This window comes from Bradyrhizobium sp. URHC0002 (assembly GCF_054059515.1).
In genome coordinates this window covers 3,656,384-3,679,370 of sequence record NZ_JBSSCF010000001.1, presented here as the reverse complement: position 1 = coordinate 3,679,370, position 22,987 = coordinate 3,656,384, and the positions used below count along the sequence as shown (strand labels likewise).

Sequence of the window (22,987 nt, the reverse complement as noted above, 5' to 3'; positions counted from 1 at the left end):
TTTCTTTTTCTTGCATTTTCTTTCCATGCATGTCAAGCGGGATCTACAAACTCGTGATTAGGAGATCGTGATGGCGAAGAACAAAAGCCCGAAACGCGGCAGACCGCCCAAGGACCTTGCCGGCGACGTCCAGGCGCGGATTCTCGATGCAGCCCAGCAGCTCTTTCTCGAGAAAGGGTTTCGGAGTGCCAGCATTGACGACATCTCCGAGTTGGCCCCTGCGAGCAAACCGACCATCTATGCTCATTTCCCCGGCAAGGAGGCACTGTTCGTGGCCGTGGTGGCCCGGACCATCAACGGATTGACAGATTTCGAGGGGTTTACGCCGGCAGGCCGCACCATCCAGGAAAAGCTCACCAATCTCGGCATCGAGATCGTGGAGAGATTCGTCGAGGACACGTTGGACCTCACGCGCGCGACGATCGCCGAGGCGCGGCGATTTCCCGAGTTGAGCCGAAATGTTCACGACGCGGCGCGCGACCGTGCGGCTGGGGCAGTATCGCAGCTCTTGAACGAGGCAACGCAGAGGGTCGCGCGCTCACCTAAAGGACCTTTTAGCGCAAAGCGGAGCGTAGCGACCGCGCAGATGTTCATGGATCTCATCCTGCTTCCAATGCTTATGAGATCTCTGATGGGTGAGGACCTGAAGGATCTCAAAAAAGAGCTGCCGACGTTCCTGCACGAACGGGTCAATTTCTTTCTTGCGGCTTGCGAGGCAGACTGGAGGCAGTGAATCAGTCACACCCCGCCCGTTATCCTTGCACCACGGCTTTGGGACGTAAGTCGGCGGCCAGGTCGATCGACTGCCCCCACGGTAAGTGATGCAGGGCCCCTGTGCAGAAATCCATCATCTCGCCAAACGCGGGCCGAACGGTAGCCGCGTTGATCCGCGACGGATTGAGATATCCGTCCATTGCTTCAAGCAGGCAACAAGTCATCGCCATCGGACTTCCCGGTCGCAGTTCGCCGCTCGCCTGTCCGCCAGCAATGATCGTGCGCACAAGCCCCCGGATCCGGTCTGCGTAAGACAGCGCGACTGGCCAGTTCTCGCTTACCGCCGCAGCGACCAATTCGTGTAATTTGCTGTCGTTCTCCAGCCGGTGTTCGTGCAGATGCGAGATTGCGCTCAAAGCGGCCGTTAGACGCTCCAGAACCGAGCCGCTCAAGAGAGCCGCAAGCGTTGCGGCCGCGGAGACCTGTTCGAGCAAATCCGCCACGACCGCCTCTTCGATCGCCTGCTTTGAAGCGAAGAAGCGGTAGACGTTGGCGGGCGACATCGACGTTCCGCGAGCGATATCGGCGACGGTGGTCTTCCTGAACCCAATTTTGCGGTGCAATCGGATCGCGGCTTGTACGATCCGCTGACGAATGCACGACGATCCGGTGCGCTCCTGCATCGCTTTCGACCTCAGCTAGATGGAATCGAATGCAATTCGCGTCGGCAGGCTTCTCCGAAGCCACGCAAGGGATCCATTTCCTCCAGAAATTCAGGCAGATCGCCAAATTCGCGGTTTGGTGACAGGTAGGTTTCGATTATCAGGCGACCTGCCTGTTCCGCGGCTTGAACCACTTGATCGCTGGACAGAATCCTCATCCGCCCCATGAGCGCATACAGATTGACCAATTGCGGAATCTCGGATTTGTCGCTGACGAGCGCGTCGGCGTAGACTCGGGAGGCCTCCTCGATGAAGCTTCGATAGAGCCGCTCGCGCTTGGAAATCGACCGGGCATAGTGACGCTCGCGAAGCCTGCGGCGCCGAGTGAGCCAGCCCGTTACGATCGTGGAGATCGCGCCGAAGGCCGAGCCCCCGAAAGCTGCGAAAGCGGGAGCATATATCGTGTTCATGCGATCATTCCTCATCTCTCGCGCCGCGATAGCGGGACGATCCTACTGTCCTGACCGAAGCAGCTTCCGCCGCGTGATCGAAGACGGCTCTGCAAGCATCACTCAGATCTGATTTTCTTTGCCTGAGACAGGCCTCCACATTGGTGGCATCGGGGATGTAGCCAAGGCACAGCCGGAAAGCGTCTGGCGCACATGCGGCCCTCTGCTCGGCAGTGCCGCGGTTCTCCTGCGCAATGGCAGTCCCATTGCCTAACAAAGCCGCCAGCATGACGACTAATGTGTATTTGAACATACAGAATCCTTTCCCCTGCTGAGGCTTCGCGCGTTCGAACGGGAAACGTAGCGTCACGCTCCGATTCCCTGCCCTTCAAACCGTCTGAACACGAGCTTGTGAGTCTTCGCTCTTGACACATCCCGTGGCTCGGGATGTATATGAACTATACGGTTTAGTGTATTTCGGAGGTTGAGAATGTCAACACTTTTGTGGTCACTCGCAAAGGAAAATCCGTGGCCGGGGCTTGCGGTCGCATCCCTGAATCTGGTCGTGGCTCTGGCTCTCGTAGGCCTGAGCTTGCTGCTGGGCGTTGTGATATCCTTGCTTGCCGGGCTGCACGCGTTCGTCGATCGAGAGGCGCTGCCGATCGAGCGGCAAGCCCAGCGACGGAGGGCCGCTTCGTGACGCCAGCCCTCCTCCTCCTTCGCGATTGCATTATCTACTCGGTCAACGTCTGGCTCGTCCCCGTTGAGTGCGCGTTCAACTTGATTGAGTCGGAGCTCGTGCGCAGAGGCGTACAGCTTTACCCGACCGAATAGCGCGCCGCCTGATGGCGCATTCGCGATTGACCCGAAATCCATGAACCACAGTCCGTGCGATTGGCGGGATAAGCGCCGCCATCTCGACGCCTGAAATCGAAACGGAAGCAACATGCCACACATATCAGGCCAAACAGCCAACGAGCGGTCCCCGATCGCCCCGAAGGAACTTCAGCGCGGGAGCCGGGCGCTGTGAGCAAAAGATCCGTTCTGTTTACGCGTGCGCGCGGCTCAGTCGATTCTCAACTTCCGCTGCGGGATTATTTTCTGTGGGTCGGCGGGGTGTTGCTCGCGCTGCTGTTTGCAGCCGATTCCCTGCTACCCGCGCCTCCGCCAAGCAAGCTCATCGAATCGCATTTTACGCGGCCACTGATCCGGATCAGCTCCGATCTGAAGGAACCGGAAGCAGTTGTCATCGATACCAGCCAGCCCGACTTCCTGCCTGCGCTCCCGGGCAAGGAGTTTTCCGTGGCCCCGTCGCCACCGCCCAGTTCTGACGTGGCCGATGCTGTCCGACAACCTCCCACGTTATTGTCCGAGCAAGCCGATGCGAGTGACGTGACCCTCGCAATCTCGCCCCGTGTCCGTGAAACGTTGGCGGAATTAATTCCGAGAGCTTCCGATCAAGCCGGCCCACGCAGGAAGCAGTTCGGCCTCCCGTCGGAATCACCGTCGAGTTTCGTTCAGACCCGGTCCGAGAAGCGGCAGCGATCCGCTCGGCATCGGAATTTCGACACACCCCAGTAAACCCACCGGTCAATCTTGACCAAGCGTCACAGGATCTACCTCATGTCCAAGAAGCGATTATTAGCGATTATCATCTGGTTCGCCACGCTTGCTAATACGGGCGCGATAGCCGATGTCACCCATACAATTTTGAACGCCGTAAATTCGGGCGTAGCCGCTCAGCGCGAGGCCGAGGAGGCAATGAACCGTCGCTTGCTCGAGCAACTTCGCACTATAAAAATACCACTCAGTGAGGCGGTAGCGATCACCGAGCATTTACATGACGGTTCAAGGGCCGCCGACATTAGCTTGGAGATATCCGGTCCGCCGGTTTATCGAGTGCGGACGGTAAAAAATGAGCGGATCTGGGAGAATGTCATAGACGCGAACACCGGAGGCGTTACGGAAAAGGAAATTTCGTCATCGCTGAGGGAGCTCAACCGAGAGGATCTGGGCAACATCATTGCTCTGGAGTCAGTTGAGCTAGAGCTGTTGGACGCCGTACGTATAGCCGAGAAAGCTGCCGAGGGAGTTGCTCTTGCGGGAGGTCTGTTGAAGCAGGATGGCAAACTCAACTTCGTGGTCGTCATCGCCAGTGGTGATCGCTTGAAGGAGGTCATGCTCGAACCGCCCAGGGTCGGTAAGCAAGGGGCAACTCGCCACTAACCGTGCAGTCAAACGACAAAATCGCACCAGAAATTTGATTAGAAGAACGACCGCCCTACGCCAGGAGCGGCCGGTCGCAAATTGAATAACAGCGATGTCTTCCTTTCACTCAGAAGCGGACATCGCCCGCCAGATTAGCCATGTCCGGAAAGTGCCAAAAGCGCTCACGCCAAAATGACATGCCAAAAACATGGCTCACGCGTACAGAATTGCAATTTCAATGTGCGGTTTCGAACCGACCGCTGGCAAGAACCTCCGTAGACTGATGAATGATTGTATGCGTGTACGGAGGTTACGGACCCCCGTAAGGTCACAGCATCGCGTGTCACAGGGGGTACTGTTGCCCGAAGTGGTTCACATCGTCGACGACGACGTTTCGTTCCACACCGCTGCTCGACAGCGACTGGAGCTGGCCGGATATGAGGTGCAGATATATTCGTCTGCCGAACAATTCTTTGATCATCAACGCGGCGATAGCCGACTTGGCTGCCTTCTCGTCGATGTCAGCATACCCGGTGTCAGCATACCTGGACCAAACGGCCCGGAGCTACAAGCCCGGCTTCACGAAGCCGGTTCGACGCTCCCAGTCGTGTTTGTTTCCGCCTACGAAGATATCAAAAGCGTCGTACATACGATCAAGGCCGGTGCGGAAGATTTTCTGATCAAACCGATAACATCTGAAGTACTGCTCGCGGCAATTGAACGCGCGCTAGCTCGGCATGATGTTTCAAGAAAGCTCCAGAGCGAGCTGAACCTCATCGGCGCTCGTGTTGCTGCGTTGACCCCGCGTGAACGACAGGTTTTCGACTTAGTGATCCGAGGCAAGATCAACAAGCAGATTGCGTTTGAACTGGGCTCGACCGTACGGACGATCAAGGCGCATCGACACAGGGTCATGGAGAAAATGGGCGCACGGTCGTTGGCCGAACTGGTCCTGATCGCCGAGCGGCTGGGCCATTCGGCGGTGTGAGCCACACCAGCGACCCAATGGCGTGCGCGGAAATCCCTTTCTAACTTCGATGATCAGTGAAACCGACCGATATTGCCGTCACGCTCGATGACGAGGTGCGCGGTCCTAGTGTTTTTGCTGGCGATCGTGACTTTTATGGGCAGAGTGAACGTCTCGTTCTCGCAGTGCTGGGTCAATACGACAAGCTCCGCACCTTCGTTGATGCCTGCCACCAGCACGCTGCCGTTGTCACCCGTGGTGCGGACGACGAGCGGCGGCTGCATGTGATGCTCGGCGAGGCACTGTTCGATAATTGTCGCCAAGAACTGCTCAAAGTCTTCGTTCATATGCCTCTCTCCCATCGCCTGATGAGCGCGACGATTTAGACTGCCGAACGTCCGCTGGCTCGAGCGGCTGCCGCGCCAACGCGCGACACCGAGCACCCGTCGGACAGATTTTCGCTCCACCGCCGTTCTTGCTTGATCTGGATCAAGCTCCGGCCGCGTGGTGTTGCGCCCGCGCGCGACGCACAAGGGTCGGTGATGTGGTGACGGTGCGAGCCGTTTCCCGTGCTGGCTCTGGGTTCGATGCGTGCCGTGCCGCCCATCTCATGTCGGGACGGCAAGAAGCCTTCACCGGATGCGGGGGGCGCAGAACGGTGACGGCTCTCGTTGCAGTGCAGTGTCCCGTGGTTGGCGAGGACGGGACCGATGGTCCCCGCAATCGGTTAAGCGGATGTTAACGGCACCGCTGTTCGCGTGTGATGCTGCCCGAAGTGATGGCGGCCGTGGTCGAGGGTCGATGCGTGACGCGATGACGCGATGTCGTCCCGCTTATCGGTTCGCCTGTGCTCGAAGCCGTGTCCGTCGCGGTCGAGGCGACCGTAGTCTTACGGTGGCCTCAGTGTGACAAAGCGAACCAACGCCAAGCCCGCACCTGATCTACAATCCTCGCACTTCATCACGTAACCATACTTTCGATCGCCCGGCATGCTCGCCGGGTTTTTCGTTGAGGCCAACACGGTCACGTCGGGGTCGCCCTTTGATCTAGGTCAATACTCTCGGCCCGGGTTTACCTTGGAGGTACCAAGTAACTGTCGGAGCGACTGCACTCTTCGCCTGTATCTTGTGCGCAACGCTGATGAGGGAGCTGTAGATGGGTATCCTTGACGAGTTAATTGGCGGTGGGCAACGCCAGAAAGAGTACCGGGATTTCGTCGATCGATACGAACAAGGAGATCCGTCGGAGGGTTATTCCGATCAAGAGGTTCTCAATCGGTATGGTGATGTTTCACACGCCGTGCCGCCTGACCAGTACGCGCAGGCAGCGATAGAAGCGTTAGGCAAGCTCTCGCCGGAAGAGCGGGCGGCGTTCATGAAGGTGCTGCAGCAGCGAGCCGCGGCGCGCGGCGTGGCGCTACCGGGACAAGTGGCGCCCGAACCGAAGGAACTGGGCGAGGTGCTCACCGATCTGCATGGGAAGCCCGGTCAGCTCCGGGATATCCTCGTCAGTGGCGAAGCCCAGCCTCAAGAGCAAGCGCAACCGTCGAACCCGATCATCGACATACTTGCGTCCCCGCAGGCAAAGGCCGTGCTCGCGGGCATCGCGGCCATGGTAGTCAAGCGTGTCATGCAGGGTTCATCCCGAACCGCGTAGCGCATGCGTGAGGCCCGCAAGAGCCCCGCGGCATCCGCGTTCGGCAGAGATTAGGCCAGGATCCGGTTGGGGTCATCGCGACGGGGTTGGCCAGCGGCAAAGTCCGGGCACGGTCAGCTATGCCTCCGAAAGCGGAAGTGAGCTATCCTACGGCGCACCGTGATCAAGTCTTTACCGCCGCACTCCAACGCGATTGACGCCCCCGTTCCAATTGCCTGGGCCCGCCGTTGCGCCTCGGACCGCAGCACGCGCTACCGGACGAGGCCTAAGCACGACACCGGCCCTTGCGACGCAACCTGTCGGATAGCCAACATACGTGCAGTAAATTACCGCCTCGGCGGGTGCCGGAGTGAGAGCGGCTCCCGCTAGCCCCAATACGATGCTGGCTGCAATCCCGGTAACTGTCACTGACTTGATTGAGAGACCCTTTCGCTGGCGCATGGTGATCCTCCTCATCGCACTTGCGAACATGACTGGAGCCGCCACAAAGTGCGACTGAACCTAACCTGAGCGCCAGCAGTTGCTTGACCTTGACGTAGATCAACGGCGGCGGAACTTGACGTCGAAGTCCACTTTGGTTCAACCCGCGCTGGACCCTCGCGCGGGCCAGCCGTGAAGGAACGCGCATGCACGATCCTTGGCGAGTTCGAGCAAGCCCAGACAGAGCTTGTCGGCAAGGCCGTGATCCTCTCCGACGGAAAGGCCGGGACGGTCGAGAGCGTTTGGCTAGACGAAATGAACGGACTGCGAATTTCTATCAGAGGCCACGATGGGAAGTGGCCTATCTGCACCATCAAACTCATGCAGCCGGACTGAAATCGGATTTTAGGCTGCGGCGAGCGGCTTAGGTACGACCGAGACGATCCAGCGCGTCGGTCCCACCGCCGCTCACGTCGCTATCCGGACTAGCGTCGACAGCATCCTTTGCATCGCAAATCGCTTCTGGGACCTCATGCCTCTCAGGCGAGATCAGAAGTTGTTTCCGCATTTCGGCGAGGCGGGCACGGCAGTATTCGCGGTAGAGGAGGTCGAATATGGCGGGCATGATCCAACCTCGTTGTTCGAGTTGATCTGCACCATCATCTCCAAGCTATCATTTATCTTGGGGTCCAAGATGTGAACTAGATCACAGCCTGTCCCTCTTGAGTTTCCTCCTGCGCGGATCGTCGAGCACATCCCGCCGCGCTCGACCACGCCTTTCCTTGTCATCGGCAAGGTCTTTCGGAGGTTTTTGGCGCGAAAACCCAAAGAATTGGCGCGCAATAACAAGACTTGGATGCGGGTGTTCAGGTAACGCATCAGCATCATCTGTCAGAACCGACCATGAACCAAGACGACGAGAACGAACGGTTGCTCGCCGAGATCGAGCGGCTGCGTGAGTTGCTGCGCTTTGCCATCATCGACGCCAAGATCGCCGCGCAGTTGCGGCTGTCCATTCAACGCAATGGCAAGATGGCTGCCGCGCTTCAAGCGACCCTGACCTACCTCGACGAAAACGGCAGCGACACCACGATGCTCTACCAGCAGGTCAAGGACGCACTGGACGGGTGCGACGATGCGGAGCTGCGCCAGTACATGCCGACCGTGCCAAAGCGGGGGCAAGCGCAATGACAATGTGGCCATCCGCGGCGATGATCGCCGACTATCTCGAAGAACGGATACCCGACAAGGACGGCGAAATTCATGTGGCCTTCACCAGCAAGCAGCGCGACCAGATCGTGGCCGCGCTGCGCCTGCGCGAGGCGGCGGAGCCGTTCATCGCCTTTGCCAAGGGAGGCACCTTCAAGCTATTTGGCGATGACTTCGTGCTGACCAATGGGTCTCGGCTGGCCCACCGCCAACTGACAGCGGGCGACTTCCGCGCACTGGCCGCCGCTGCCGGGGAGGAGGAAGCATGAAAAACCTACGTCGCCGGACATTGGTTCTGTTGCCTGCCTCAATCGGCCTTCCCGCTTCCGCGCCGAAATGAACGAGGCTGCCAACTGAGGCGGCCAGGTACAACACCGCCGGAGCGGATGCTCGGCGGTGTTGGTATTCCTAGGCCGGGCCCTGAAATCCCCAGCGGGCTAAGGTTTGCACCGCGCCGAGATGTTCCGACTGACGGCGAAAGCGCGCGCATTAGAGGCGGAGCACGATCATCGCTACCACAATGCCGCCGTCAGCCTGCAGAAGATCGCCGCGACGATGGGTGAGCTCGATGATGCGATGTTGCTGAAGTGGAGCAAGAGCAAAAGAAGAACGCCTATGATTTCAATAGATTAGCCGTGGCTGCGCTGTCCAATGTTTTTCCGATAACCGCATACAGACGTTTGTCCGCCAAGAATCCCTATGACGAAGTCCGAGATAAAACCGCCTCCCGCTGTCGGGCCTTCTGGATCAAGGAAAGTTCGTAGCTGCAGCGGTGACCGAGCGATATGGCCGACAGGCCACCAGCACCGCGATCGCTTTGCGCCGATTGTGTTGAAAAACTCGACTGTTAAAACCGAAGGAGATCGCTGATTCATTTACCCTTAGTGGGTGGAGACTTGACCGAGGATGGGTCCTCAGCGCATCGATCAGCGGCGTGGAGAATTGCGCAAATGGCGGAGAGAGTGTCAGTCAATCCCTCTAAATATACAAAGCATTTTCGACCTTCTTAGACTGAAACCTACTGTTCGAACAACGGAGGAGCTCGTTTCCTAAAGGCTTCTTCGTTCGCAATCTACCCTTTGAGCCCAGATGGCTGACTTCCGGTCGGCTTCGATGTGGGAAGCGGACAGTCGTCGCACACTCGATCATCGCACATGCGACATATCGTAAACCTCTGCATCTCGTTGGTGTCCATCCGCGCAAGCACCTTGTGCAGTAGATCCGTGAGCGCTTGTTGCTCGGATTGATCAAGGGAGCCAAGCACCCGTTCAATGGTGCTCAGGCGAGTTGCCAATAGCTGGGAGCGGTATTGCTTCCCACGCCTTGTCAGGTGCAATGCAACTTGACGAGCGTCGCGACCCGAGCCCCGCTCGACCAGACCTTCAGCAACGAGTTTATCGACCAGCCGCACCGCTCCCGGATGTGACAAGCCGAGAATGCGCCTTAAAGTGTCATTGGAAAGCCCAGCCCCGTAGCCAATGACAACCAAGGCAGCCGGCGTTTCTCCGCCATGGTCAAGGACCTCGCGTGCGGCCACCTCGACCCGATCGATAATCGCCAGCGCCAAGGCTCCTAGCAGATTTGCGGCTCTCTTTGTCATGCAGCCAAACATATGTGCGTCACGCACAAATTTCAAACTTGACTTATATGTGCGTGCCGCACATATCTATCCAACCGTATTTGATGGAGTTGGTCATGAGCGCGAGTGAGATGTTCCGGTTGGCAGCCGGCCTAGGTGAAGCCAAGGGTCGACAAAATGTCGCGGATGCAATGCAATTCATGCACGACGACATGGTGCTTACGTCCCCGGCCTGGGGGACGCGAGCGAAAGGCAGGGAGCAGAATTCGGAGGTATTGAAGCGCTTCTTCAATGACTTCCCGGACTACTCGATCGCGCTCGATGGCTACGTCGCCGACGAGGCCAATCTGGTCTGCTGGGGCACGGTGCGGATGACCATGGCCCAGGGCGCGTATGGTCTGCAGCCGAACGGTAAGCGTGTCGAAATACCAGCCTTTCTCCGCTTTACCTTTAAGGATCGGATGATCGCCAGTGAGTACTTCATGGTCGATCTGGCGGCCATCTGCGCCCAGTCGGGCGTGTCGACGGATGCGGTGCAAGCATTCCTCAAGGCAACTCGCGCACAACGCGCGGCTTGATCACCTCCGACACGAGAAAGTAGCATCGATGATCGACGCACCAGCCTTTGTCAAACCAGAGACGGATTTCCTGTTCGAGGCGCGCGTAAAGCTGTCGCCGCCGCTGAATGTTGGCGCCGGTCCGGAGGGGCATCGCGTCATTTTCTTCGTCAAGGAAGGGACGGTGATGGGCCCGCGGCTCAAGGGTATCGTCATTCCAAACTCGGGCGCCGATTGGGTCCGTCGTCGTGCCGACGGCTCGTCGCATCTTGATGTGCGGTTCTGCTGGAAGACGGATGATAGCGCGGTCATCTACGTGCATTGGCACGGGCGCTTTACACGCGACGAGGCCGACGCCGCCTACGCCCACGACATGGCCAAACCGGACGATCCTGCTGGTGCACACCGCTATTATTTTCGAGCAGCGCCGGAGTTCGAAACAGGTGATGCTCGCTATGCGTGGCTGAACAATATCGTTTCATTCACGCAATCGCGAACAGGCGATGGCGGCGTGATCCATCGTTTCTACGCTGTCAAGTGAACGAGCAAGATGAGCACGGCATTTGTCCGCCGTGGGGCGAACCTGCTGGTGACGGGTGGCCTCGCAGGCGTCGTGGCTTGGATCGGCGCACGCTACAGCTTGTTGTCCTGGGTCACATTCATTGCTTGGGTCGCGTGCGTTTTCAGTGGGGCAAGCAGCAGTGCCGCCGCGATGGCCTTGTTTGCCATGTTGGCAGGAGGTTTGTTTGGGTGTGTTGCAGGATGGCTCGCCCAACCCTTCATGCATATCCTGGGTCAGTTCTCCCTCCCGTTCGTTCTGTGTGTAGCAGTCGGCCTGATAGCGTTGCTCGAAGAACTTCCGTCGATGGGGAACGTGCCGATCTATTTTCTTGGTATGATCGCCTATTTCGCTTCCGGAATGCCGCCGAGCGCAGCGGCTATGGTTAGCATCGCGATACCTGCCGTTCTCGGGATCGCTTGTGGACTGTTATGTCCAGTGGCCAGAAACTGGCTCGAGAAAAGAGCCGACCTCTTGCTGAGGTAATGTTCCCCACGCCGCGCTTGAAATGACGCTTTCTTCGTCAGCGATTCCGAGTCTCACAGGAGACGCTCGACGCTCGCGCTTCGAAGTCATCAAGCCAAGCCTCAAGGCTGCGGCCGGAATCCGGATCGCATAGGAACCGCCGGACGAAGGATCATCGGCATGGCCCTCGGCCCGCCGGAAATACGGCAGGACGTCCGGACGTCTGACGACGATCCGACGTCCTGGGAGAAGCGGGCAATTCTGTCATCCTGGGCCACAGATGCTTGCGCTGTTCGCAAACCGAGGTGGCCCGCCGAGGATACAGTCGCAGCTTCGACGACATCCTTGACGCGTTGCACCTAGTGGAGTCGGAACCGGAGCGCGCCGCCGATCACGATAAGGGATCTGGCGGTCACCGGGGGTGCGATGGTCCGGACGCGCTTTCCATGGATTTCTAGAAAACTCTTGCAAGGGGTAAATGTATCAAACCGTCTATCAACCACTGCCATCCATCGGTCGCGGGCTGACGCACTATCTTGCTATCAACGGCATTCCGGTCGCCATCAAGATGGCGGAACTCGCAGTAAAGCTCCAGCACCTGACAGGCCTGAGGGTAAGCCGTGTCTCCGATTACCAACCGCCAGCCGACATTATCGCTGAATTCATCGCGCATCCGAAAGGTTTGTAACCAAGTCGGATGTCACCTCTGATAAGACGCTACGGCTCAAGGAGCAGCAGCCCGAATCCCACCCATGCAGAGGTATTTGATTTCCAGATAGTCCTCGATGCCGTATTTCGAGCTCTCGCGGCCGTTGCCGCTCTCCTTCATCCCGCCGAACGGCGCAACCTCGGACGAGATCAGACCTTCATTGATGCCGACGATGCCGTATTCGAGCGCCTCGGCCACGCGCCAGATCCGGCCGATATCGCGGCCATAGAAATAAGCGGCGAGTCCGAACTCGGTCTCGTTGGAAAGCCGGATCGCCTCTTCTTCGGTCTTGAAGCGGAACACCGGCGCGACCGGACCGAACGTTTCCTCGCGAAAGATCATCATATCAGGCGTGGTATCGGCCAGAATCGTCGGCTCATAGAACGAACGGCCAAGCACATGACGCTTGCCGCCGACGACGACGCGCGCTCCCTTCGCAACGGCATCCGAGACGTGCTCTTCGATCTTTTCGACGGCGGCCATGTTGATCAGCGGGCCGATCGTCACATCGGCCTCGAAACCGTCGCCGATCCTGAGCGCACGCACCGCCTCGGACAGCCGCGCGACGAAAGCGTCGTAGATTTTGTCCTGGGCAAAGATGCGATTGGCACACACGCAGGTCTGGCCGGCGTTGCGGTATTTCGACGCCATAGCGCCCTTGACCGCGGCATCGATATCGGCGTCGTCGAACACGATGAAGGGCGCGTTGCCGCCGAGCTCCATCGAGGTCCGCTTAACCGTCGAGGCGCTCTGCGCCATCAGCTTCTTGCCGATTTCCGTGGATCCCGTGAAGCTGACCTTGCGCACGATCGGGTTGGACGTCATTTCGGCGCCGATCGCGGACGCCGATCCCGTCACGACCGACAAAACGCCCTTGGGTACGCCGGCCCGCTCGGCCAGCACCGCCAGCGCCAGCGCCGACAGCGGCGTCTGGCTTGCCGGCTTGACCACCATGGTGCAACCCGCCGCCAGTGCCGGACCAGCCTTGCGCGTGATCATCGCCGATGGAAAATTCCACGGCGTGATGGCCGCGCAGACACCGATCGGCTGCTTCAGCACGACGATACGACGGTCTGACGTAAAACCCGGAATCGTATCGCCATAGATGCGCTTGCCTTCCTCGCCGAACCATTCGATGAAGCTTGCCGCATAGGCAATCTCGCCCTTGGCTTCCGCGAGCGGCTTGCCTTGCTCCGCCGTCATGATGGCCCCGAGATCGTCCTGGTTCGCCATGATCAGGTCGAACCAGCGGCGCAGGATCGCCGCGCGCTCTTTGGCGGCGCGGGCGCGCCATGCCGGCAGCGCGGCATCGGCAAACTCGATCGCGCGCCGGGTCTCGGCCGTGCCCATATTGGGCACGTGGCCGATCACGGCGCCGGTCGAGGGATTATCGACCGCAATGGTGCCGCCATTGTCCGCGGCCACCCACTCTCCTGCTATCGGACAGGCATCGCGCAACAAGGAGGGATCTTTGAGGGTGAGTTTGGAAGTCATCGTAAATGCCGCCAGGTTGGAGTTGATGAGAGCTTGGTTTTAGTCGTGCGCGACCGCCGCAAAACGGTTTAGCCTGCGTTGGGGTCGCTACCGCCAAGGAAGCTGGTAATGACCGCGATCTGATTGTCAGCGATCAGAGCCGGCGCGTGGCCGCAGTCGGGAATGGTGTGCACGCGCACATTGCGGTTACGCCGCATCATGTCCTTGAGAACAGCTTCGGGAAGCAGATCCGATTGCTGCCCGCGGATCACCAGGATCGGGATGTTGATGGCGTCCCAGTATTTCCAGAGATCGACGCTGTAGTGCCAGGGGTTTCGAAAGGCATGGGCGATGTTCGGATCGCACAAGGGTTTGAAGCTACGCGCTTCCGCGCTCCAGGCGACACTATGCGTCGTCAGATGCCGCCAATGTGCATCCTCTAATTGCCCGAAGGGTGCCAGAGCCCGCCGGTAATAGGCTTCGGCCTGTTCGATCGTCGCAAAGGATTTTGGCGCCTCGTTGAGATTGGCGCCGAGGCGAAGCAAGCCGGCCCAGGGCAGATACGGCCCGATATCGTTGATGACGATGCGACGGATCGGACTGCCCGGAAGTGCGGCCAGCACCATTCCGATCAATCCGCCCAGCGACGTGCCAATCCAGTCGATATCCGTTGCAGCGAGCGAGACCATCACCACGCTCATGTCGCTGCAATATTGCGGCAATACATAGTCGCTGCTGTCGTGCAGCCGTTCGCTTTGTCCCCTGCCCGGCAAATCAGGACAAATGACGCGGCGTTCCGCCTCCACGAGTGCTGCCGCAAGATGATCGAAGTCGCGGCCATTTCGCGTCAGGCCGTGGACGCAAACCACCGGTCGCATTGCCGACGCCGGCCCCCAATCCGTGAACGCGATGCGATGGAAGCTGCGCCGGGTCAGGCCGCGCACCGATCCTGTCCGGTCGGGAGCCATCTGCCGTCCGTTGGGCCAATTAGCGGACACCTTTGAGGCGCCGCGCAACTCAGGAGACTTCAACTGCATCGATCTATTCGACATGCCGGTGGGCGTCGGCCGACGTTTCGAAAATATGCGGCGCGACATCGCGGCGAGACAGGGCGTCGCCGAGCTTCAGGCGCATGAAGGCGCTGGTGGTGTAACGTGAGGCGTGCTCGTAACAGGTTTGTTCGACCTCGGCCGCCATGGAGAACCACTTATCCGTCATGTCGGGGGCGATGTAGGACGAATCGTAGTTGATGACCGCGGAGAAGCGGTGTCCGACGCGATGGAAGATTTCCAGGATCGCGGCCCGGATCGCCTCGACGTCAGCCTCGGTTTGGACCCGATAGCCGTCGAGACCCAGGAACAGCGTGTTGCGATCGGCATCGTACGACAGCCGCTCCGACAGCGGCCGGTTGAGGAGCAGGTCGTCCAGTCGCATCAGTTCCTCACGGAACAGCGCCGCATCCATGGCTTTCGGCGAACGAATGATGGGCCGAAAACCCATGAGCGCCAGAATGTCCCGCTCCAGGTCGATACCCGGCGCAATCTCGATCAGTTCGAGGCCTTCCGGGACAAGCCTGAACACACATCGTTCGGTCACATAATGAACCGGCTGCTTGTTGGTTGCGGCAAGCTTGCCCGAGAATGTGATCTGGTCGACCTTGTCGATGAATTTTGGCGATTTGCCCTCGTTGAGGATCTTGAGCTCGCCATCCACCACCGATGTCTTCAGCCCCCCGGTGGTAAACGTGCCTGCAAAGATCAGCCGGCGCGCGTTCTGGGAGATGTTAATAAAACCGCCGGCGCCGGCGAGGCGGCCGTTGAACAGGCTGACATTAACGTCGCCGCGGCCATTGACCTGGGCCATCCCGAGGCAGGCGAGATCAAGCCCGCCGCCGTCGTAGAAATCGAACATCTGGTTCTGGTCGATAATGGATTCGGCATTGATCGCCGCGCCGAAATCGAGGCCGCCTTGCGGAATACCGCCGATGATGCCGGGCTCGGCCGTCAGCGTCACGAAGTCGAACAGCTTCTCTTCCGCCGCAACCGAGGCGATGCCTTCGGGCATGCCGATGCCGAGATTGACCACACCGCCCATCGGCAATTCCAGCGCGCAGCGACGCGCGATGATCTTGCGGTTGTCCAACGCCATCGGAACGTTGCGATCGGCCGGCGCGCGCAATTCGCCCGAGAACGCACCGTTATAGCCGGTGGCATAGGTCTGGACATGGTTTTCCGGCTGGGCAACGACGACGCAATCGATCAGGACGCTCGGAATCTTGACATGCCGCGGATTGAGCGAACCGGAGGCGGCGATGCGCTCGACCTGCGCGATGACAAAACCCTTGCAGTTCTTGGCGGCCGTCGCCAGCGCCAGATTGTCGAGCGTCAGCGCCTCCTTTTCCATCGTGATGTTGCCGTTGTGATCGGCGGTGGTGCCTCTGATGATCGCGACATTGATCGGAAAGGGCTTGTAGAACAGCCACGGCTCGCCATCGATTTCGATCAGCCGCACCAGCTCTTCGGTGGTGCGCGCATTGAGCTTGCCGCCGCCATTGGCCGGGTCGACGAAAGTATCGAGGCCGACCTTTGAAAGGAGACCGGCCTTGCGTCCCGCGATCTCGCGAAACAGATGCGATACGCATCCGAGCGGCAGGTTGTAAGCCTCGACATGGTTGTCGACCGCCATCCGGGCGAGTTTTGGCACCAGGCCGAAATGCCCGCCCACCAGCCGCTTGATCAGCCCCGGATGGGCCAGACGGTTGAGGCCGCGATCGCCGCCGTCCCCCGGCGCTGCTGCGAACACAAGGGAAAGATCCCGGGGTTCTCCGGTCTGGATGAAGCGACGTTCCAGCGCCTTGATGATTTCGTCGGGCGTTCCGACGCCGACGAAGCCGGACGATGCCACGGTGTCGCCGGAGCGGATGATGGCAACCGCCTCCGCGGCATCGACGATCTTGTTGCGCATCAGGTTTCACTCACAGGATTGGCGTCACGGGCGACCAGCCAGTCGGCGATGCTCTGGCTGAGCTTGCCCTGCGATTTGCTGGAGACGAACAGGCCGACATGGCCGCCGGGCAGCGGGATTTCGGTATAATCCTGGCTGCCGACTTTCGCGCCAAGCGCACGCGAGCAGTCCGGCGGAATGATATGGTCGTCCAGCGCAAAGACATTGAGCACGGGGGCCGTGATCGACTTCAGATCGACCCGGCGGCCGGATAGCTCAAAGCTGCCATCGACCAAGCGATTCTCCTGGTAGAGATCCTTCAGCCATTGTTTTGCGGCCTCGCCGGGATGGTGCGGCCGGTCCGCCAGCCATTTTTCCATCCGCAGGAAGTTCACGAATTTTGCTTCGTCATCGACGACGTCGATCAGATCGACATTGTATTTCGTCAGCGAGCGCATCGGCGTCATCATCGAAAACACCGAGCTCATAAACTCGCCCGGTAGCACGCCGTAGGTATCGACGAGCTTGTCGATATCCTCGGGATCGAGGCTGCGGGTCCAGATGTTCAAAAACCCGTGGTGGGCGGCCTTGTCCTTGACGTCAGCGTGGAAGTCGATCGGGGTGATCGTGATGACGAGGTTTTTCACCTTCTCGGGATGCAGCGCGGCGTAACAGGTCGTAAAGACGCCGCCCTCGCAGATGCCGAGCAGATTGATCTTGTCGTGGCCGGTATCCTGCGCGATCCGGTCGACGGCGGCATCGATATAGTCGTCGACGTAATCATCGATGGTCAGCCATCGCTCGGTTCGGCCGGGCTGGCCCCAGTCGATCAGCCAGAGATCGAGCCCCTTCGACAACAGGCTGCGGACCAGCGAACGGTCGGGCTGAAGATCGGCCATGGTGTATCGGCCAATCAGGCCGTAGGCCAGAAGAACGGGCGTTTTTGCCGTCGCTTGCGTCATCGGCTCGTAACGGAACAACTCCACCTTGTCGCGGCGCATGACGAGATGCTTCGGCGTCGTACCGATATTGACATCCTCGTCTCTCGTATTCGCGATCAGCTGCGTCGCCTTGAACATTTTCTCGGCGTTGGCAGCCATGTCGCGGGCGAAGCGCGAGGCCTGGTTTTCCTGATCACTCATAGCGCGCCTTCGGTCTTCTGGTCTCGCGCCTGGCGGGCGAGCGCGCGGACCTCGCGCCGAAGCTCCGTCAACTGACGCGTCACGTCATCGAAATCCTTGCGCGTCGGCAGACCGAACATCGCTGAGGCGGCCTCCGCGACGTCGTCCTGCCGGCTTCGCAACTGCAACCCGGCCTGCAGCAGCTCCTTCTGGGCCTGCAGAAAGCCCTCGGTGCGCTGGTTGCGAATGAGTTCCTCGTTGGAGATCTCGCTCCACTTGGCAAACGCCTCGCGCCAATCCGGAGCGGGAGCCTCACGCGTACCGGTCGCGGCCATCGTCTCAAAATACCGTTTCGAGGCCTCCGTCCACGGCGCGGCGGCGACCGCATTGTAGCTCGCAAGCCGCTGGCGCATCTCGATCCAGGCGCCAAAGACCAGCGCCATTTTCCGGTCGATGTCCCAGACATCGGCAAGCCGCGGCCCCTGTGCCATGCGCTCGATGGCCGCAGACAGTTCATTGCCGTCGCCGAAGCCGGCCGGCTTCTCCGACAAACGCGCCAGCATGAACGGGCCCATCGAACCCGACCAGGCCTCAACCATGCGGTTCGAGGATTCGGCCATCGTCTGCCACAGCTTCGCCCACTCAAGACCGGGATCGGAATCCGCGGCAGCCGATTTGTCTTTCTCGGTCATCGTGCTCACTCTTGTGCCCGCTCAGGCCGCTGCGCGGTTGCCGAACGCCTCGGTGTAGATCGCCAGCGCATCGTCGAACTTCAATTCTCGCGGATTGTTGACGAGGAGCCGCGTCTGCTTCATCGCATCCTCGGCGAGCTTCTTCAGGTCGCTCCTCGCGATACCGACATCGGCGAGCGATGCCGGCACGTTACAGTCCCGGCAGATCGCCGCGATCGCATCGACGAAGAGCCGCGCCCGCTGACTGACGTTCATTCCCTGCGATTTAGGATCGACGATCGGCGCCAGCTCGGCATAGAGCGATTCCGCCTCCGGCAAATTGAAGCGCAGCACCTGGGTCAGGACCAGGGCGTTCGACAGTCCGTGCGGCACATGGAATATCGCGCCGATCGGGTAAGCCAATGCATGGACCGCAGCGACCGGCGAATTGGCGAATGCCATCCCGGCCAGCATCGACCCCAACAGCATCTGCGATCGCGCCTCGAGATTCGAGCCGTCCGCGCACACCGTACGCACATTCGCCGACAGCAGGCAAAGGGCCTGCCGTGCGAGCTGATCCGACATCGGGTTCTTCCTGTGCTTGCTGGTGTAGGCTTCGATCGCGTGCACCATGGCATCGATGCCGGTCGCCGCCGTGACCTGCGCGGGCAGACCAAGCGTCAGCTCCGGGTCGAGGATCGCCCAGTCCGGCAGCAGGCGAGGCGCAACGACGCCCTTCTTCTCGGTTGTGGGCGTCGTGACGATCGCAATCGGCGTCACCTCCGAACCGGTTCCGGCCGTCGTCGGCACCAGCAGCAACGGAAGGCGTTCGCCCTTGGCAAGGCCGACGCCATAGATATCGTCGAGGCGGTCGGGGGTCTTGGCGAGATAGGCCACCAGCTTCGCCGTATCGAGCGCGCTGCCGCCACCGATCGATGCGACCAGTTCGATCCCCTTGTCGCGGCAGAGCGCGACCGCCCGCTCGATGACGTGCGACGGCGGATCCGCCTCCACGTCGTCGAATACCGTGAGTTCGCAGCCGTCAGCGACGAGGCCTGCCTCGGCATTTTTCGTCAGCCCCGCATTGCGTACACCCTTGTCGGTGACCAGCAGGACACGTTTTGCGCCGTATCCCGCAACCAGCTCGGCCAGCTTTTTCGACGCGCCTGCCTCGAACAGAATGTTGGGCGGCGCCTGGAAGGTGAAAGCTTTCATCTGACATCGCTCCTGATCTGGTGAGACGGCAACGCGGCGAGTGCCGCAGCGAGTTGTTCGGTCACGGCGTCGATCGGCTGCAAGCCATCGACGATGTTGAGCAGCCCCCGCGACCGGTAGTACTCGGTGACCGGCGCGGTCTGCTCGCGATAGACGTCCAGCCGGGTCTTGAAGACCTCGGGATTATCGTCGCGGCGCACGGGTTCGCCCCTGTTTGCCGCTTCCTTGGCGCGGCCCCTGATGCGGTCGAGCAGCGCATCTTCATCGACCTCCAGCTCCAGCACCGCGTCGAGTTTGATCCCCCTGGCGGCGAGTTCCTGGTCGAGCGCTTCGGCCTGCGCGACCGTGCGCGGAAAACCATCAAGGATGAAGCCATTCTCGGCGTCCGAATGATCGATGCGGCCGGCGATAACCGAAACCACGACGTCATCAGGCACGAGCTCGCCACGATCCATGATGTGTTTGACACGCAATCCCGAAGCCGTGCCTTCCGCCACGGCTTCGCGCAGCATGTCTCCGGTCGACAGTTGCGGAATGCAAAAGCGGTCGACAATTCGCGTTGCCTGCGTGCCCTTCCCGGCGCCCGGCGGCCCCAACAGAACCAGTCTCATCACTCATCCCCTATGCGATATTTCAGTTCTTAGCTCGCGCGATCGCGTCACTGATGAGCCGGCGCGCTTCGGCACTGTCGCCCCAGCCGATCACCTTCACCCACTTCCCCGGCTCCAGGTCCTTGTAGTGCTCAAAGAAGTGCTGGATCTGTCCGATGGATATTTGCGGCATGTCGGTGATCCCGGTGACGTGCGCGTAGCGCCGCGTCAGTTTCGGCATCGGCACGGCGATGATCTTCTCATCGCCGCCGCCCTCGTCATCCATCTTGAGAACCCCGATCGGCCGGACATTGATCACCGCGCCCGGCATAATGGGCCGTGAATTTGCCACCAGGACATCGATCGGATCGCCATCATCCGAAAGGGTATGCGGAACGAAGCCGTAATTCCCAGGATAGCGCATCGGCGTATACAGGAAGCGGTCGACGAACAGCGCGCCGGCCGCCTTGTTCATCTCGTATTTGATCGGTTCACCGCCGATCGGGACCTCAATGATGACATTGATATCCTCGGGCGGATTGTCGCCGATCGAGATCGCCTCGATATTCATTTCGACGCCGCCTGTCGGCTGTGTCGGTTCTTGATCAGATCATCGACCACGGCCGGATCGGCCAACGTGGAGGTGTCGCCGAGCGCGCCGACCTCGTCCTCGGCGATCTTGCGCAGGATACGGCGCATGATCTTGCCGGAGCGGGTCTTAGGCAGACCCGGCGCAAACTGGATGACATCGGGCGCTGCGATCGGACCGATCTCCTTGCGTACCCAGGCCACCAGTTCCTTGCGCAACTCCCCGGATGGCTCCGCATCCGCCATCAAAGTGACGTAGGCGTAGATGCCCTGCCCCTTTATGTCGTGCGGAAAGCCGACGACGGCGGCTTCAGAGACTTTCTGGTGGGCGACAAGCGCACTCTCGACTTCGGCGGTCCCCATGCGATGGCCCGATACGTTGATGACGTCGTCGACGCGGCCGGTGATCCAGTAGTACCCGTCAGAATCCCGACGGCAGCCGTCGCCGGCGAAATACTTGCCCGGATAATTCGCAAAATAGGTCTGCATGAAGCGCTCATGATCGCCGTAGACCGTCCGCATCTGGCCCGGCCAGGAATCGGCAATGACGAGGTTTCCCTCGCACGCACCGGCCAGCACAGTGCCGGCTGCGTCCACCACTTCCGGCATCACCCCGAAAAACGGCAGGGTCGCCGAGCCGGGCTTCAAGGCTGTAGCGCCGGGAAGCGGCGAGATCAGGATGCCGCCGGTCTCGGTCTGCCACCAGGTATCGACGATCGGGCAGCGTTGATCTCCGACGACGCGGTGATACCACTCCCAGGCTTCCGGATTGATCGGCTCGCCCACCGAGCCGAGCAATCGCAGCGATGCCCGGCTGGTCTGTTTGACCGGCCCCTCGCCCGCACCCATCAGCGAGCGGATCGCGGTCGGCGCGGTATAGAAGATGTTGACCTTGTGCTTGTCGACGACCTCCCAAAACCGCGACATCGACGGGTAATTCGGAACCCCCTCGAACATCAGCGTGGTCGCGCCGTTGGCCAGCGGGCCGTAGACGATGTAGCTGTGGCCGGTGACCCAGCCGACATCAGCGGTGCACCAGTAGATATCGCCGTCGTGATAATCGAATACATACTGATGCGTCATCGACGCAAACACCAGATAGCCGCCGGTAGTGTGAACGACGCCCTTGGGAGCGCCGGTTGAGCCTGACGTATAGAGGATGAACAGCGGGTCCTCCGCGTTCATTTCGGCGAACCGACACTTGCTGGATGCCTTTGCCGTTTCATCGTCGTACCAGACGTCGCGACCATCGACCCAGTCGATCGGACCGCCGGTGCGCTTGACCACGATTATCGTCTTTACGATGTCGCCGGCTTTCTTCACCGCCTCGTCGGCATTACCCTTCAGCGGTACCTTGCGGCCGCCGCGCAATCCCTCATCGGCAGTAATGACGACCCTGGATTTGCAGCCTTCGATGCGCCCGGCCAAGGCGTCCGGCGAGAACCCACCGAATACGATGGAATGGACCGCCCCGATCCGAGCGCAGGCCAGCATGGCGTAGGCAGCTTCCGGGACCATGGGCAGATAGATTGTGACCGTATCGCCCTTCTTCACGCCGTAATTTTTCAGCACATTCGCAAGGCGGCAGACCTGATCGTGCAACTGCCGGTAAGTGATCTTCCTCGATTCGCCGGGATCGTCGCCCTCCCAGATGATCGCCGTTTGATCGCCGCGCGTGGCCAGATGCCGATCGACGCAGTTCGCCGATACATTGGTGATGCCGTCCTCGAACCACTTGATCGAAACCTTGCCGGGATCGAAACTGGTATTCTTCACCTTGGTGAAGGGTTTGATCCAGTCTATTCGCTTGCCGTGATGACCCCAGAACTCTTCGGGCGCAGACGCAGAAAACTCATACATTTCCTTGTACTTCGACGCATCGACGTGAGCGTGTTCAGCCCACTCCGGCGACACGGGATAGATCACTGGGTCTGACTTTTCCGTGCTCACCTTGGAGCCTCCTCGACGAACAGATGATGCCGTTACCGTCCACGCTCCAACCGAACGCAGGCAGCGTTCCTTATTCGAACGATGGGAGCGTCGCTTTGGCCGGCCCGTTCTATTTATTCAGGTCAACCGCCGGCGGTTGGCCCATTGCACTTCCAAGCTCACGAAACTGCGCATTCATCTTTTACATCTGCTCCTTGAGATGGCTTTAATAGACCGCGCCCATCTCCTGCTGGTCCTTTGCGTGCAACAGCCGCTGCGCAAGTTCGAACCCGGCAGCCACAT

General features: G+C 60.0%; 30 protein-coding genes. 14 read left to right on the top strand and 16 right to left on the bottom strand.

The annotated features are described in order from the left end of the window. Nucleotides 1-70: 70 nt before the first annotated feature. Nucleotides 71-733 (top strand): TetR/AcrR family transcriptional regulator, encoded by a 663-nt coding sequence (locus ACVWVY_RS17830; protein WP_456627601.1) that lies wholly within the window; start codon nucleotides 71-73, stop codon nucleotides 731-733. Between the two features lie 19 nt (nucleotides 734-752). Here ACVWVY_RS17830 and ACVWVY_RS17825 read toward each other — a convergent pair whose 3' ends face one another. Genes ACVWVY_RS17825 through ACVWVY_RS17815 form a run of 3 tightly spaced genes read right to left on the bottom strand, consistent with a single transcriptional unit; the run spans nucleotide 753 to nucleotide 2,195 of the window. Continuing rightward, the gene (locus tag ACVWVY_RS17825) at nucleotides 753-1,397 is read right to left on the bottom strand and encodes a TetR/AcrR family transcriptional regulator (protein ID WP_456627600.1); all 645 of its coding nucleotides are present in this window, start codon (nucleotides 1,395-1,397) and stop codon (nucleotides 753-755) included. A gap of 11 nt (nucleotides 1,398-1,408) precedes the next feature. Beyond that, nucleotides 1,409-1,846: a hypothetical protein gene (locus ACVWVY_RS17820; RefSeq protein WP_456627599.1), complete on the bottom strand. Its 438-nt coding sequence runs from the start codon at nucleotides 1,844-1,846 to the stop codon at nucleotides 1,409-1,411. 4 nt (nucleotides 1,847-1,850) lie between these two features. Further along, entirely contained in the window at nucleotides 1,851-2,195 is a 345-nt protein-coding gene (locus tag ACVWVY_RS17815) for a hypothetical protein (RefSeq protein ID WP_456627598.1), read from the bottom strand. Nucleotides 2,196-2,315: 120 nt separating this feature from the next. Between ACVWVY_RS17815 and ACVWVY_RS17810 the strand changes: the two genes are divergently transcribed. The 4 genes from ACVWVY_RS17810 to ACVWVY_RS17795 all read left to right on the top strand — a co-directional run bounded on the left by ACVWVY_RS17810 (nucleotide 2,316) and on the right by ACVWVY_RS17795 (nucleotide 5,021). Continuing rightward, complete coding sequence (locus ACVWVY_RS17810) at nucleotides 2,316-2,525, top strand: hypothetical protein (RefSeq protein ID WP_456627597.1); 210 nt, start codon at nucleotides 2,316-2,318, stop codon at nucleotides 2,523-2,525. Nucleotides 2,526-2,851: 326 nt separating this feature from the next. Then, nucleotides 2,852-3,406 carry a hypothetical protein gene (locus ACVWVY_RS17805; protein WP_456627596.1) on the top strand — a complete coding sequence of 185 codons (555 nt, stop codon included), beginning with the start codon at nucleotides 2,852-2,854 and terminating at the stop codon, nucleotides 3,404-3,406. Between the two features lie 42 nt (nucleotides 3,407-3,448). Then, nucleotides 3,449-4,051, top strand: coding sequence for a PepSY domain-containing protein (locus ACVWVY_RS17800; RefSeq protein WP_456627595.1), 603 nt, complete (start codon nucleotides 3,449-3,451; stop codon nucleotides 4,049-4,051). A 349-nt stretch (nucleotides 4,052-4,400) separates the two neighbouring features. Next, a complete protein-coding gene (locus ACVWVY_RS17795; protein ID WP_456632237.1) occupies nucleotides 4,401-5,021 on the top strand; it encodes a response regulator transcription factor in 621 nt (206 codons plus the stop codon). Between the two features lie 53 nt (nucleotides 5,022-5,074). Here the strand turns inward: ACVWVY_RS17795 and ACVWVY_RS17790 are convergent, their stop codons facing one another. Next, nucleotides 5,075-5,347, bottom strand: a complete 273-nt coding sequence (locus ACVWVY_RS17790) for a hypothetical protein (RefSeq protein ID WP_456627594.1) — start codon at nucleotides 5,345-5,347, stop codon at nucleotides 5,075-5,077. A gap of 808 nt (nucleotides 5,348-6,155) precedes the next feature. On the opposite strand from ACVWVY_RS17790, the gene ACVWVY_RS17785 reads away from it, so the two are divergent. After that, a complete protein-coding gene (locus tag ACVWVY_RS17785) occupies nucleotides 6,156-6,656 on the top strand; it encodes a hypothetical protein (RefSeq protein WP_456627593.1) in 501 nt (166 codons plus the stop codon). 171 nt (nucleotides 6,657-6,827) lie between these two features. On the opposite strand, the gene ACVWVY_RS17780 is transcribed toward ACVWVY_RS17785, so the two are convergent. Beyond that, the gene (locus ACVWVY_RS17780; protein WP_456627592.1) at nucleotides 6,828-7,097 is read right to left on the bottom strand and encodes a hypothetical protein; all 270 of its coding nucleotides are present in this window, start codon (nucleotides 7,095-7,097) and stop codon (nucleotides 6,828-6,830) included. 171 nt (nucleotides 7,098-7,268) lie between these two features. Here ACVWVY_RS17780 and ACVWVY_RS17775 point away from each other — a divergent pair, with 171 nt between their 5' ends. Next, a complete protein-coding gene (locus ACVWVY_RS17775) occupies nucleotides 7,269-7,472 on the top strand; it encodes a PRC-barrel domain-containing protein (protein ID WP_456627591.1) in 204 nt (67 codons plus the stop codon). Nucleotides 7,473-7,625: 153 nt separating this feature from the next. On the opposite strand, the gene ACVWVY_RS17770 is transcribed toward ACVWVY_RS17775, so the two are convergent. Next, nucleotides 7,626-7,964, bottom strand: a complete 339-nt coding sequence (locus ACVWVY_RS17770) for a hypothetical protein (protein ID WP_456627590.1) — start codon at nucleotides 7,962-7,964, stop codon at nucleotides 7,626-7,628. 15 nt (nucleotides 7,965-7,979) lie between these two features. Between ACVWVY_RS17770 and ACVWVY_RS17765 the strand changes: the two genes are divergently transcribed. The 3 genes from ACVWVY_RS17765 to ACVWVY_RS17755 all read left to right on the top strand — a co-directional run bounded on the left by ACVWVY_RS17765 (nucleotide 7,980) and on the right by ACVWVY_RS17755 (nucleotide 8,918). Beyond that, nucleotides 7,980-8,267, top strand: coding sequence for a hypothetical protein (locus ACVWVY_RS17765; RefSeq protein ID WP_456627589.1), 288 nt, complete (start codon nucleotides 7,980-7,982; stop codon nucleotides 8,265-8,267). Nucleotides 8,268-8,287: 20 nt separating this feature from the next. After that, nucleotides 8,288-8,554 carry a hypothetical protein gene (locus tag ACVWVY_RS17760; protein ID WP_456627588.1) on the top strand — a complete coding sequence of 89 codons (267 nt, stop codon included), beginning with the start codon at nucleotides 8,288-8,290 and terminating at the stop codon, nucleotides 8,552-8,554. Between the two features lie 175 nt (nucleotides 8,555-8,729). Continuing rightward, a complete protein-coding gene (locus ACVWVY_RS17755; RefSeq protein WP_456627587.1) occupies nucleotides 8,730-8,918 on the top strand; it encodes a hypothetical protein in 189 nt (62 codons plus the stop codon). A 439-nt stretch (nucleotides 8,919-9,357) separates the two neighbouring features. Here ACVWVY_RS17755 and ACVWVY_RS17750 read toward each other — a convergent pair whose 3' ends face one another. Next, nucleotides 9,358-9,852: a MarR family winged helix-turn-helix transcriptional regulator gene (locus ACVWVY_RS17750; protein WP_456627586.1), complete on the bottom strand. Its 495-nt coding sequence runs from the start codon at nucleotides 9,850-9,852 to the stop codon at nucleotides 9,358-9,360. Between the two features lie 128 nt (nucleotides 9,853-9,980). Between ACVWVY_RS17750 and ACVWVY_RS17745 the strand changes: the two genes are divergently transcribed. The 4 genes from ACVWVY_RS17745 (at nucleotide 9,981) to ACVWVY_RS17730 (ending at nucleotide 12,133) form a co-directional block, all read left to right on the top strand. After that, nucleotides 9,981-10,442, top strand: a complete 462-nt coding sequence (locus tag ACVWVY_RS17745) for an ester cyclase (protein ID WP_456627585.1) — start codon at nucleotides 9,981-9,983, stop codon at nucleotides 10,440-10,442. Nucleotides 10,443-10,470: 28 nt separating this feature from the next. Continuing rightward, complete coding sequence (locus tag ACVWVY_RS17740) at nucleotides 10,471-10,962, top strand: DUF3237 domain-containing protein (RefSeq protein WP_456627584.1); 492 nt, start codon at nucleotides 10,471-10,473, stop codon at nucleotides 10,960-10,962. A gap of 9 nt (nucleotides 10,963-10,971) precedes the next feature. Continuing rightward, the gene (locus tag ACVWVY_RS17735) at nucleotides 10,972-11,466 is read left to right on the top strand and encodes a DUF1097 domain-containing protein (protein ID WP_456627583.1); all 495 of its coding nucleotides are present in this window, start codon (nucleotides 10,972-10,974) and stop codon (nucleotides 11,464-11,466) included. Between the two features lie 457 nt (nucleotides 11,467-11,923). Continuing rightward, on the top strand, nucleotides 11,924-12,133 hold the full coding sequence (locus ACVWVY_RS17730) for a hypothetical protein (RefSeq protein WP_456627582.1): 210 nt from the start codon (nucleotides 11,924-11,926) through the stop codon (nucleotides 12,131-12,133). A 36-nt stretch (nucleotides 12,134-12,169) separates the two neighbouring features. Here ACVWVY_RS17730 and gabD read toward each other — a convergent pair whose 3' ends face one another. The 9 genes from gabD to acs form a co-directional block, all read right to left on the bottom strand. Next, nucleotides 12,170-13,648, bottom strand: a complete 1,479-nt coding sequence (gene gabD / locus ACVWVY_RS17725) for an NADP-dependent succinate-semialdehyde dehydrogenase (RefSeq protein ID WP_456627581.1) — start codon at nucleotides 13,646-13,648, stop codon at nucleotides 12,170-12,172. A 68-nt stretch (nucleotides 13,649-13,716) separates the two neighbouring features. After that, nucleotides 13,717-14,595: an alpha/beta fold hydrolase gene (locus ACVWVY_RS17720; protein WP_456627580.1), complete on the bottom strand. Its 879-nt coding sequence runs from the start codon at nucleotides 14,593-14,595 to the stop codon at nucleotides 13,717-13,719. Nucleotides 14,596-14,668: 73 nt separating this feature from the next. Continuing rightward, nucleotides 14,669-16,591 (bottom strand): acyl CoA:acetate/3-ketoacid CoA transferase, encoded by a 1,923-nt coding sequence (locus tag ACVWVY_RS17715; RefSeq protein ID WP_456627579.1) that lies wholly within the window; start codon nucleotides 16,589-16,591, stop codon nucleotides 14,669-14,671. Next, the gene (gene phaC / locus ACVWVY_RS17710; protein ID WP_456627578.1) at nucleotides 16,591-17,712 is read right to left on the bottom strand and encodes a class III poly(R)-hydroxyalkanoic acid synthase subunit PhaC; all 1,122 of its coding nucleotides are present in this window, start codon (nucleotides 17,710-17,712) and stop codon (nucleotides 16,591-16,593) included. Before phaC ends, ACVWVY_RS17715 begins: the two co-directional genes overlap by 1 nt. Beyond that, nucleotides 17,709-18,383 (bottom strand): poly(R)-hydroxyalkanoic acid synthase subunit PhaE, encoded by a 675-nt coding sequence (locus ACVWVY_RS17705; protein WP_456627577.1) that lies wholly within the window; start codon nucleotides 18,381-18,383, stop codon nucleotides 17,709-17,711. Before ACVWVY_RS17705 ends, phaC begins: the two co-directional genes overlap by 4 nt. A 21-nt stretch (nucleotides 18,384-18,404) precedes the next feature. Then, on the bottom strand, nucleotides 18,405-19,577 hold the full coding sequence (locus ACVWVY_RS17700; protein WP_456627576.1) for an iron-containing alcohol dehydrogenase: 1,173 nt from the start codon (nucleotides 19,575-19,577) through the stop codon (nucleotides 18,405-18,407). Further along, a complete protein-coding gene (locus ACVWVY_RS17695) occupies nucleotides 19,574-20,188 on the bottom strand; it encodes an adenylate kinase (protein ID WP_456627575.1) in 615 nt (204 codons plus the stop codon). The genes ACVWVY_RS17700 and ACVWVY_RS17695 overlap by 4 nt, the downstream gene beginning before the upstream one ends. Nucleotides 20,189-20,210: 22 nt before the next feature. Beyond that, nucleotides 20,211-20,738, bottom strand: coding sequence for an inorganic diphosphatase (gene ppa, locus ACVWVY_RS17690; protein WP_456627574.1), 528 nt, complete (start codon nucleotides 20,736-20,738; stop codon nucleotides 20,211-20,213). Further along, nucleotides 20,735-22,705 (bottom strand): acetate--CoA ligase, encoded by a 1,971-nt coding sequence (acs, locus tag ACVWVY_RS17685; RefSeq protein WP_456627573.1) that lies wholly within the window; start codon nucleotides 22,703-22,705, stop codon nucleotides 20,735-20,737. The genes ppa and acs overlap by 4 nt, the downstream gene beginning before the upstream one ends. Nucleotides 22,706-22,987 lie beyond the last annotated feature (282 nt).

Excerpts from the sequence above, each read along its gene's own strand:
- ACVWVY_RS17830 (WP_456627601.1), top strand. The coding sequence starts at position 71 with ATGGCGAAGAACAAAAGCCCGAAACGCGGCAGACCGCCCAAGGACCTT.
- ACVWVY_RS17825 (WP_456627600.1), bottom strand. The coding sequence starts at position 1,397 with ATGCAGGAGCGCACCGGATCGTCGTGCATTCGTCAGCGGATCGTACAA.
- ACVWVY_RS17820 (WP_456627599.1), bottom strand. The coding sequence starts at position 1,846 with ATGAACACGATATATGCTCCCGCTTTCGCAGCTTTCGGGGGCTCGGCC.
- ACVWVY_RS17810 (WP_456627597.1), top strand. The coding sequence starts at position 2,316 with ATGTCAACACTTTTGTGGTCACTCGCAAAGGAAAATCCGTGGCCGGGG.
- ACVWVY_RS17800 (WP_456627595.1), top strand. The coding sequence starts at position 3,449 with ATGTCCAAGAAGCGATTATTAGCGATTATCATCTGGTTCGCCACGCTT.
- ACVWVY_RS17790 (WP_456627594.1), bottom strand. The coding sequence starts at position 5,347 with ATGAACGAAGACTTTGAGCAGTTCTTGGCGACAATTATCGAACAGTGC.
- ACVWVY_RS17785 (WP_456627593.1), top strand. The coding sequence starts at position 6,156 with ATGGGTATCCTTGACGAGTTAATTGGCGGTGGGCAACGCCAGAAAGAG.
- ACVWVY_RS17780 (WP_456627592.1), bottom strand. The coding sequence starts at position 7,097 with ATGCGCCAGCGAAAGGGTCTCTCAATCAAGTCAGTGACAGTTACCGGG.
- ACVWVY_RS17770 (WP_456627590.1), bottom strand. The coding sequence starts at position 7,964 with ATGATGCTGATGCGTTACCTGAACACCCGCATCCAAGTCTTGTTATTG.
- ACVWVY_RS17765 (WP_456627589.1), top strand. The coding sequence starts at position 7,980 with ATGAACCAAGACGACGAGAACGAACGGTTGCTCGCCGAGATCGAGCGG.
- ACVWVY_RS17760 (WP_456627588.1), top strand. The coding sequence starts at position 8,288 with ATGATCGCCGACTATCTCGAAGAACGGATACCCGACAAGGACGGCGAA.
- ACVWVY_RS17745 (WP_456627585.1), top strand. The coding sequence starts at position 9,981 with ATGAGCGCGAGTGAGATGTTCCGGTTGGCAGCCGGCCTAGGTGAAGCC.
- ACVWVY_RS17740 (WP_456627584.1), top strand. The coding sequence starts at position 10,471 with ATGATCGACGCACCAGCCTTTGTCAAACCAGAGACGGATTTCCTGTTC.
- ACVWVY_RS17735 (WP_456627583.1), top strand. The coding sequence starts at position 10,972 with ATGAGCACGGCATTTGTCCGCCGTGGGGCGAACCTGCTGGTGACGGGT.
- ACVWVY_RS17730 (WP_456627582.1), top strand. The coding sequence starts at position 11,924 with ATGTATCAAACCGTCTATCAACCACTGCCATCCATCGGTCGCGGGCTG.
- gabD (WP_456627581.1), bottom strand. The coding sequence starts at position 13,648 with ATGACTTCCAAACTCACCCTCAAAGATCCCTCCTTGTTGCGCGATGCC.
- ACVWVY_RS17720 (WP_456627580.1), bottom strand. The coding sequence starts at position 14,595 with ATGGCTCCCGACCGGACAGGATCGGTGCGCGGCCTGACCCGGCGCAGC.
- ACVWVY_RS17715 (WP_456627579.1), bottom strand. The coding sequence starts at position 16,591 with ATGCGCAACAAGATCGTCGATGCCGCGGAGGCGGTTGCCATCATCCGC.
- phaC (WP_456627578.1), bottom strand. The coding sequence starts at position 17,712 with ATGAGTGATCAGGAAAACCAGGCCTCGCGCTTCGCCCGCGACATGGCT.
- ACVWVY_RS17705 (WP_456627577.1), bottom strand. The coding sequence starts at position 18,383 with ATGACCGAGAAAGACAAATCGGCTGCCGCGGATTCCGATCCCGGTCTT.
- ACVWVY_RS17700 (WP_456627576.1), bottom strand. The coding sequence starts at position 19,577 with ATGAAAGCTTTCACCTTCCAGGCGCCGCCCAACATTCTGTTCGAGGCA.
- ACVWVY_RS17695 (WP_456627575.1), bottom strand. The coding sequence starts at position 20,188 with ATGAGACTGGTTCTGTTGGGGCCGCCGGGCGCCGGGAAGGGCACGCAG.
- ppa (WP_456627574.1), bottom strand. The coding sequence starts at position 20,738 with ATGAATATCGAGGCGATCTCGATCGGCGACAATCCGCCCGAGGATATC.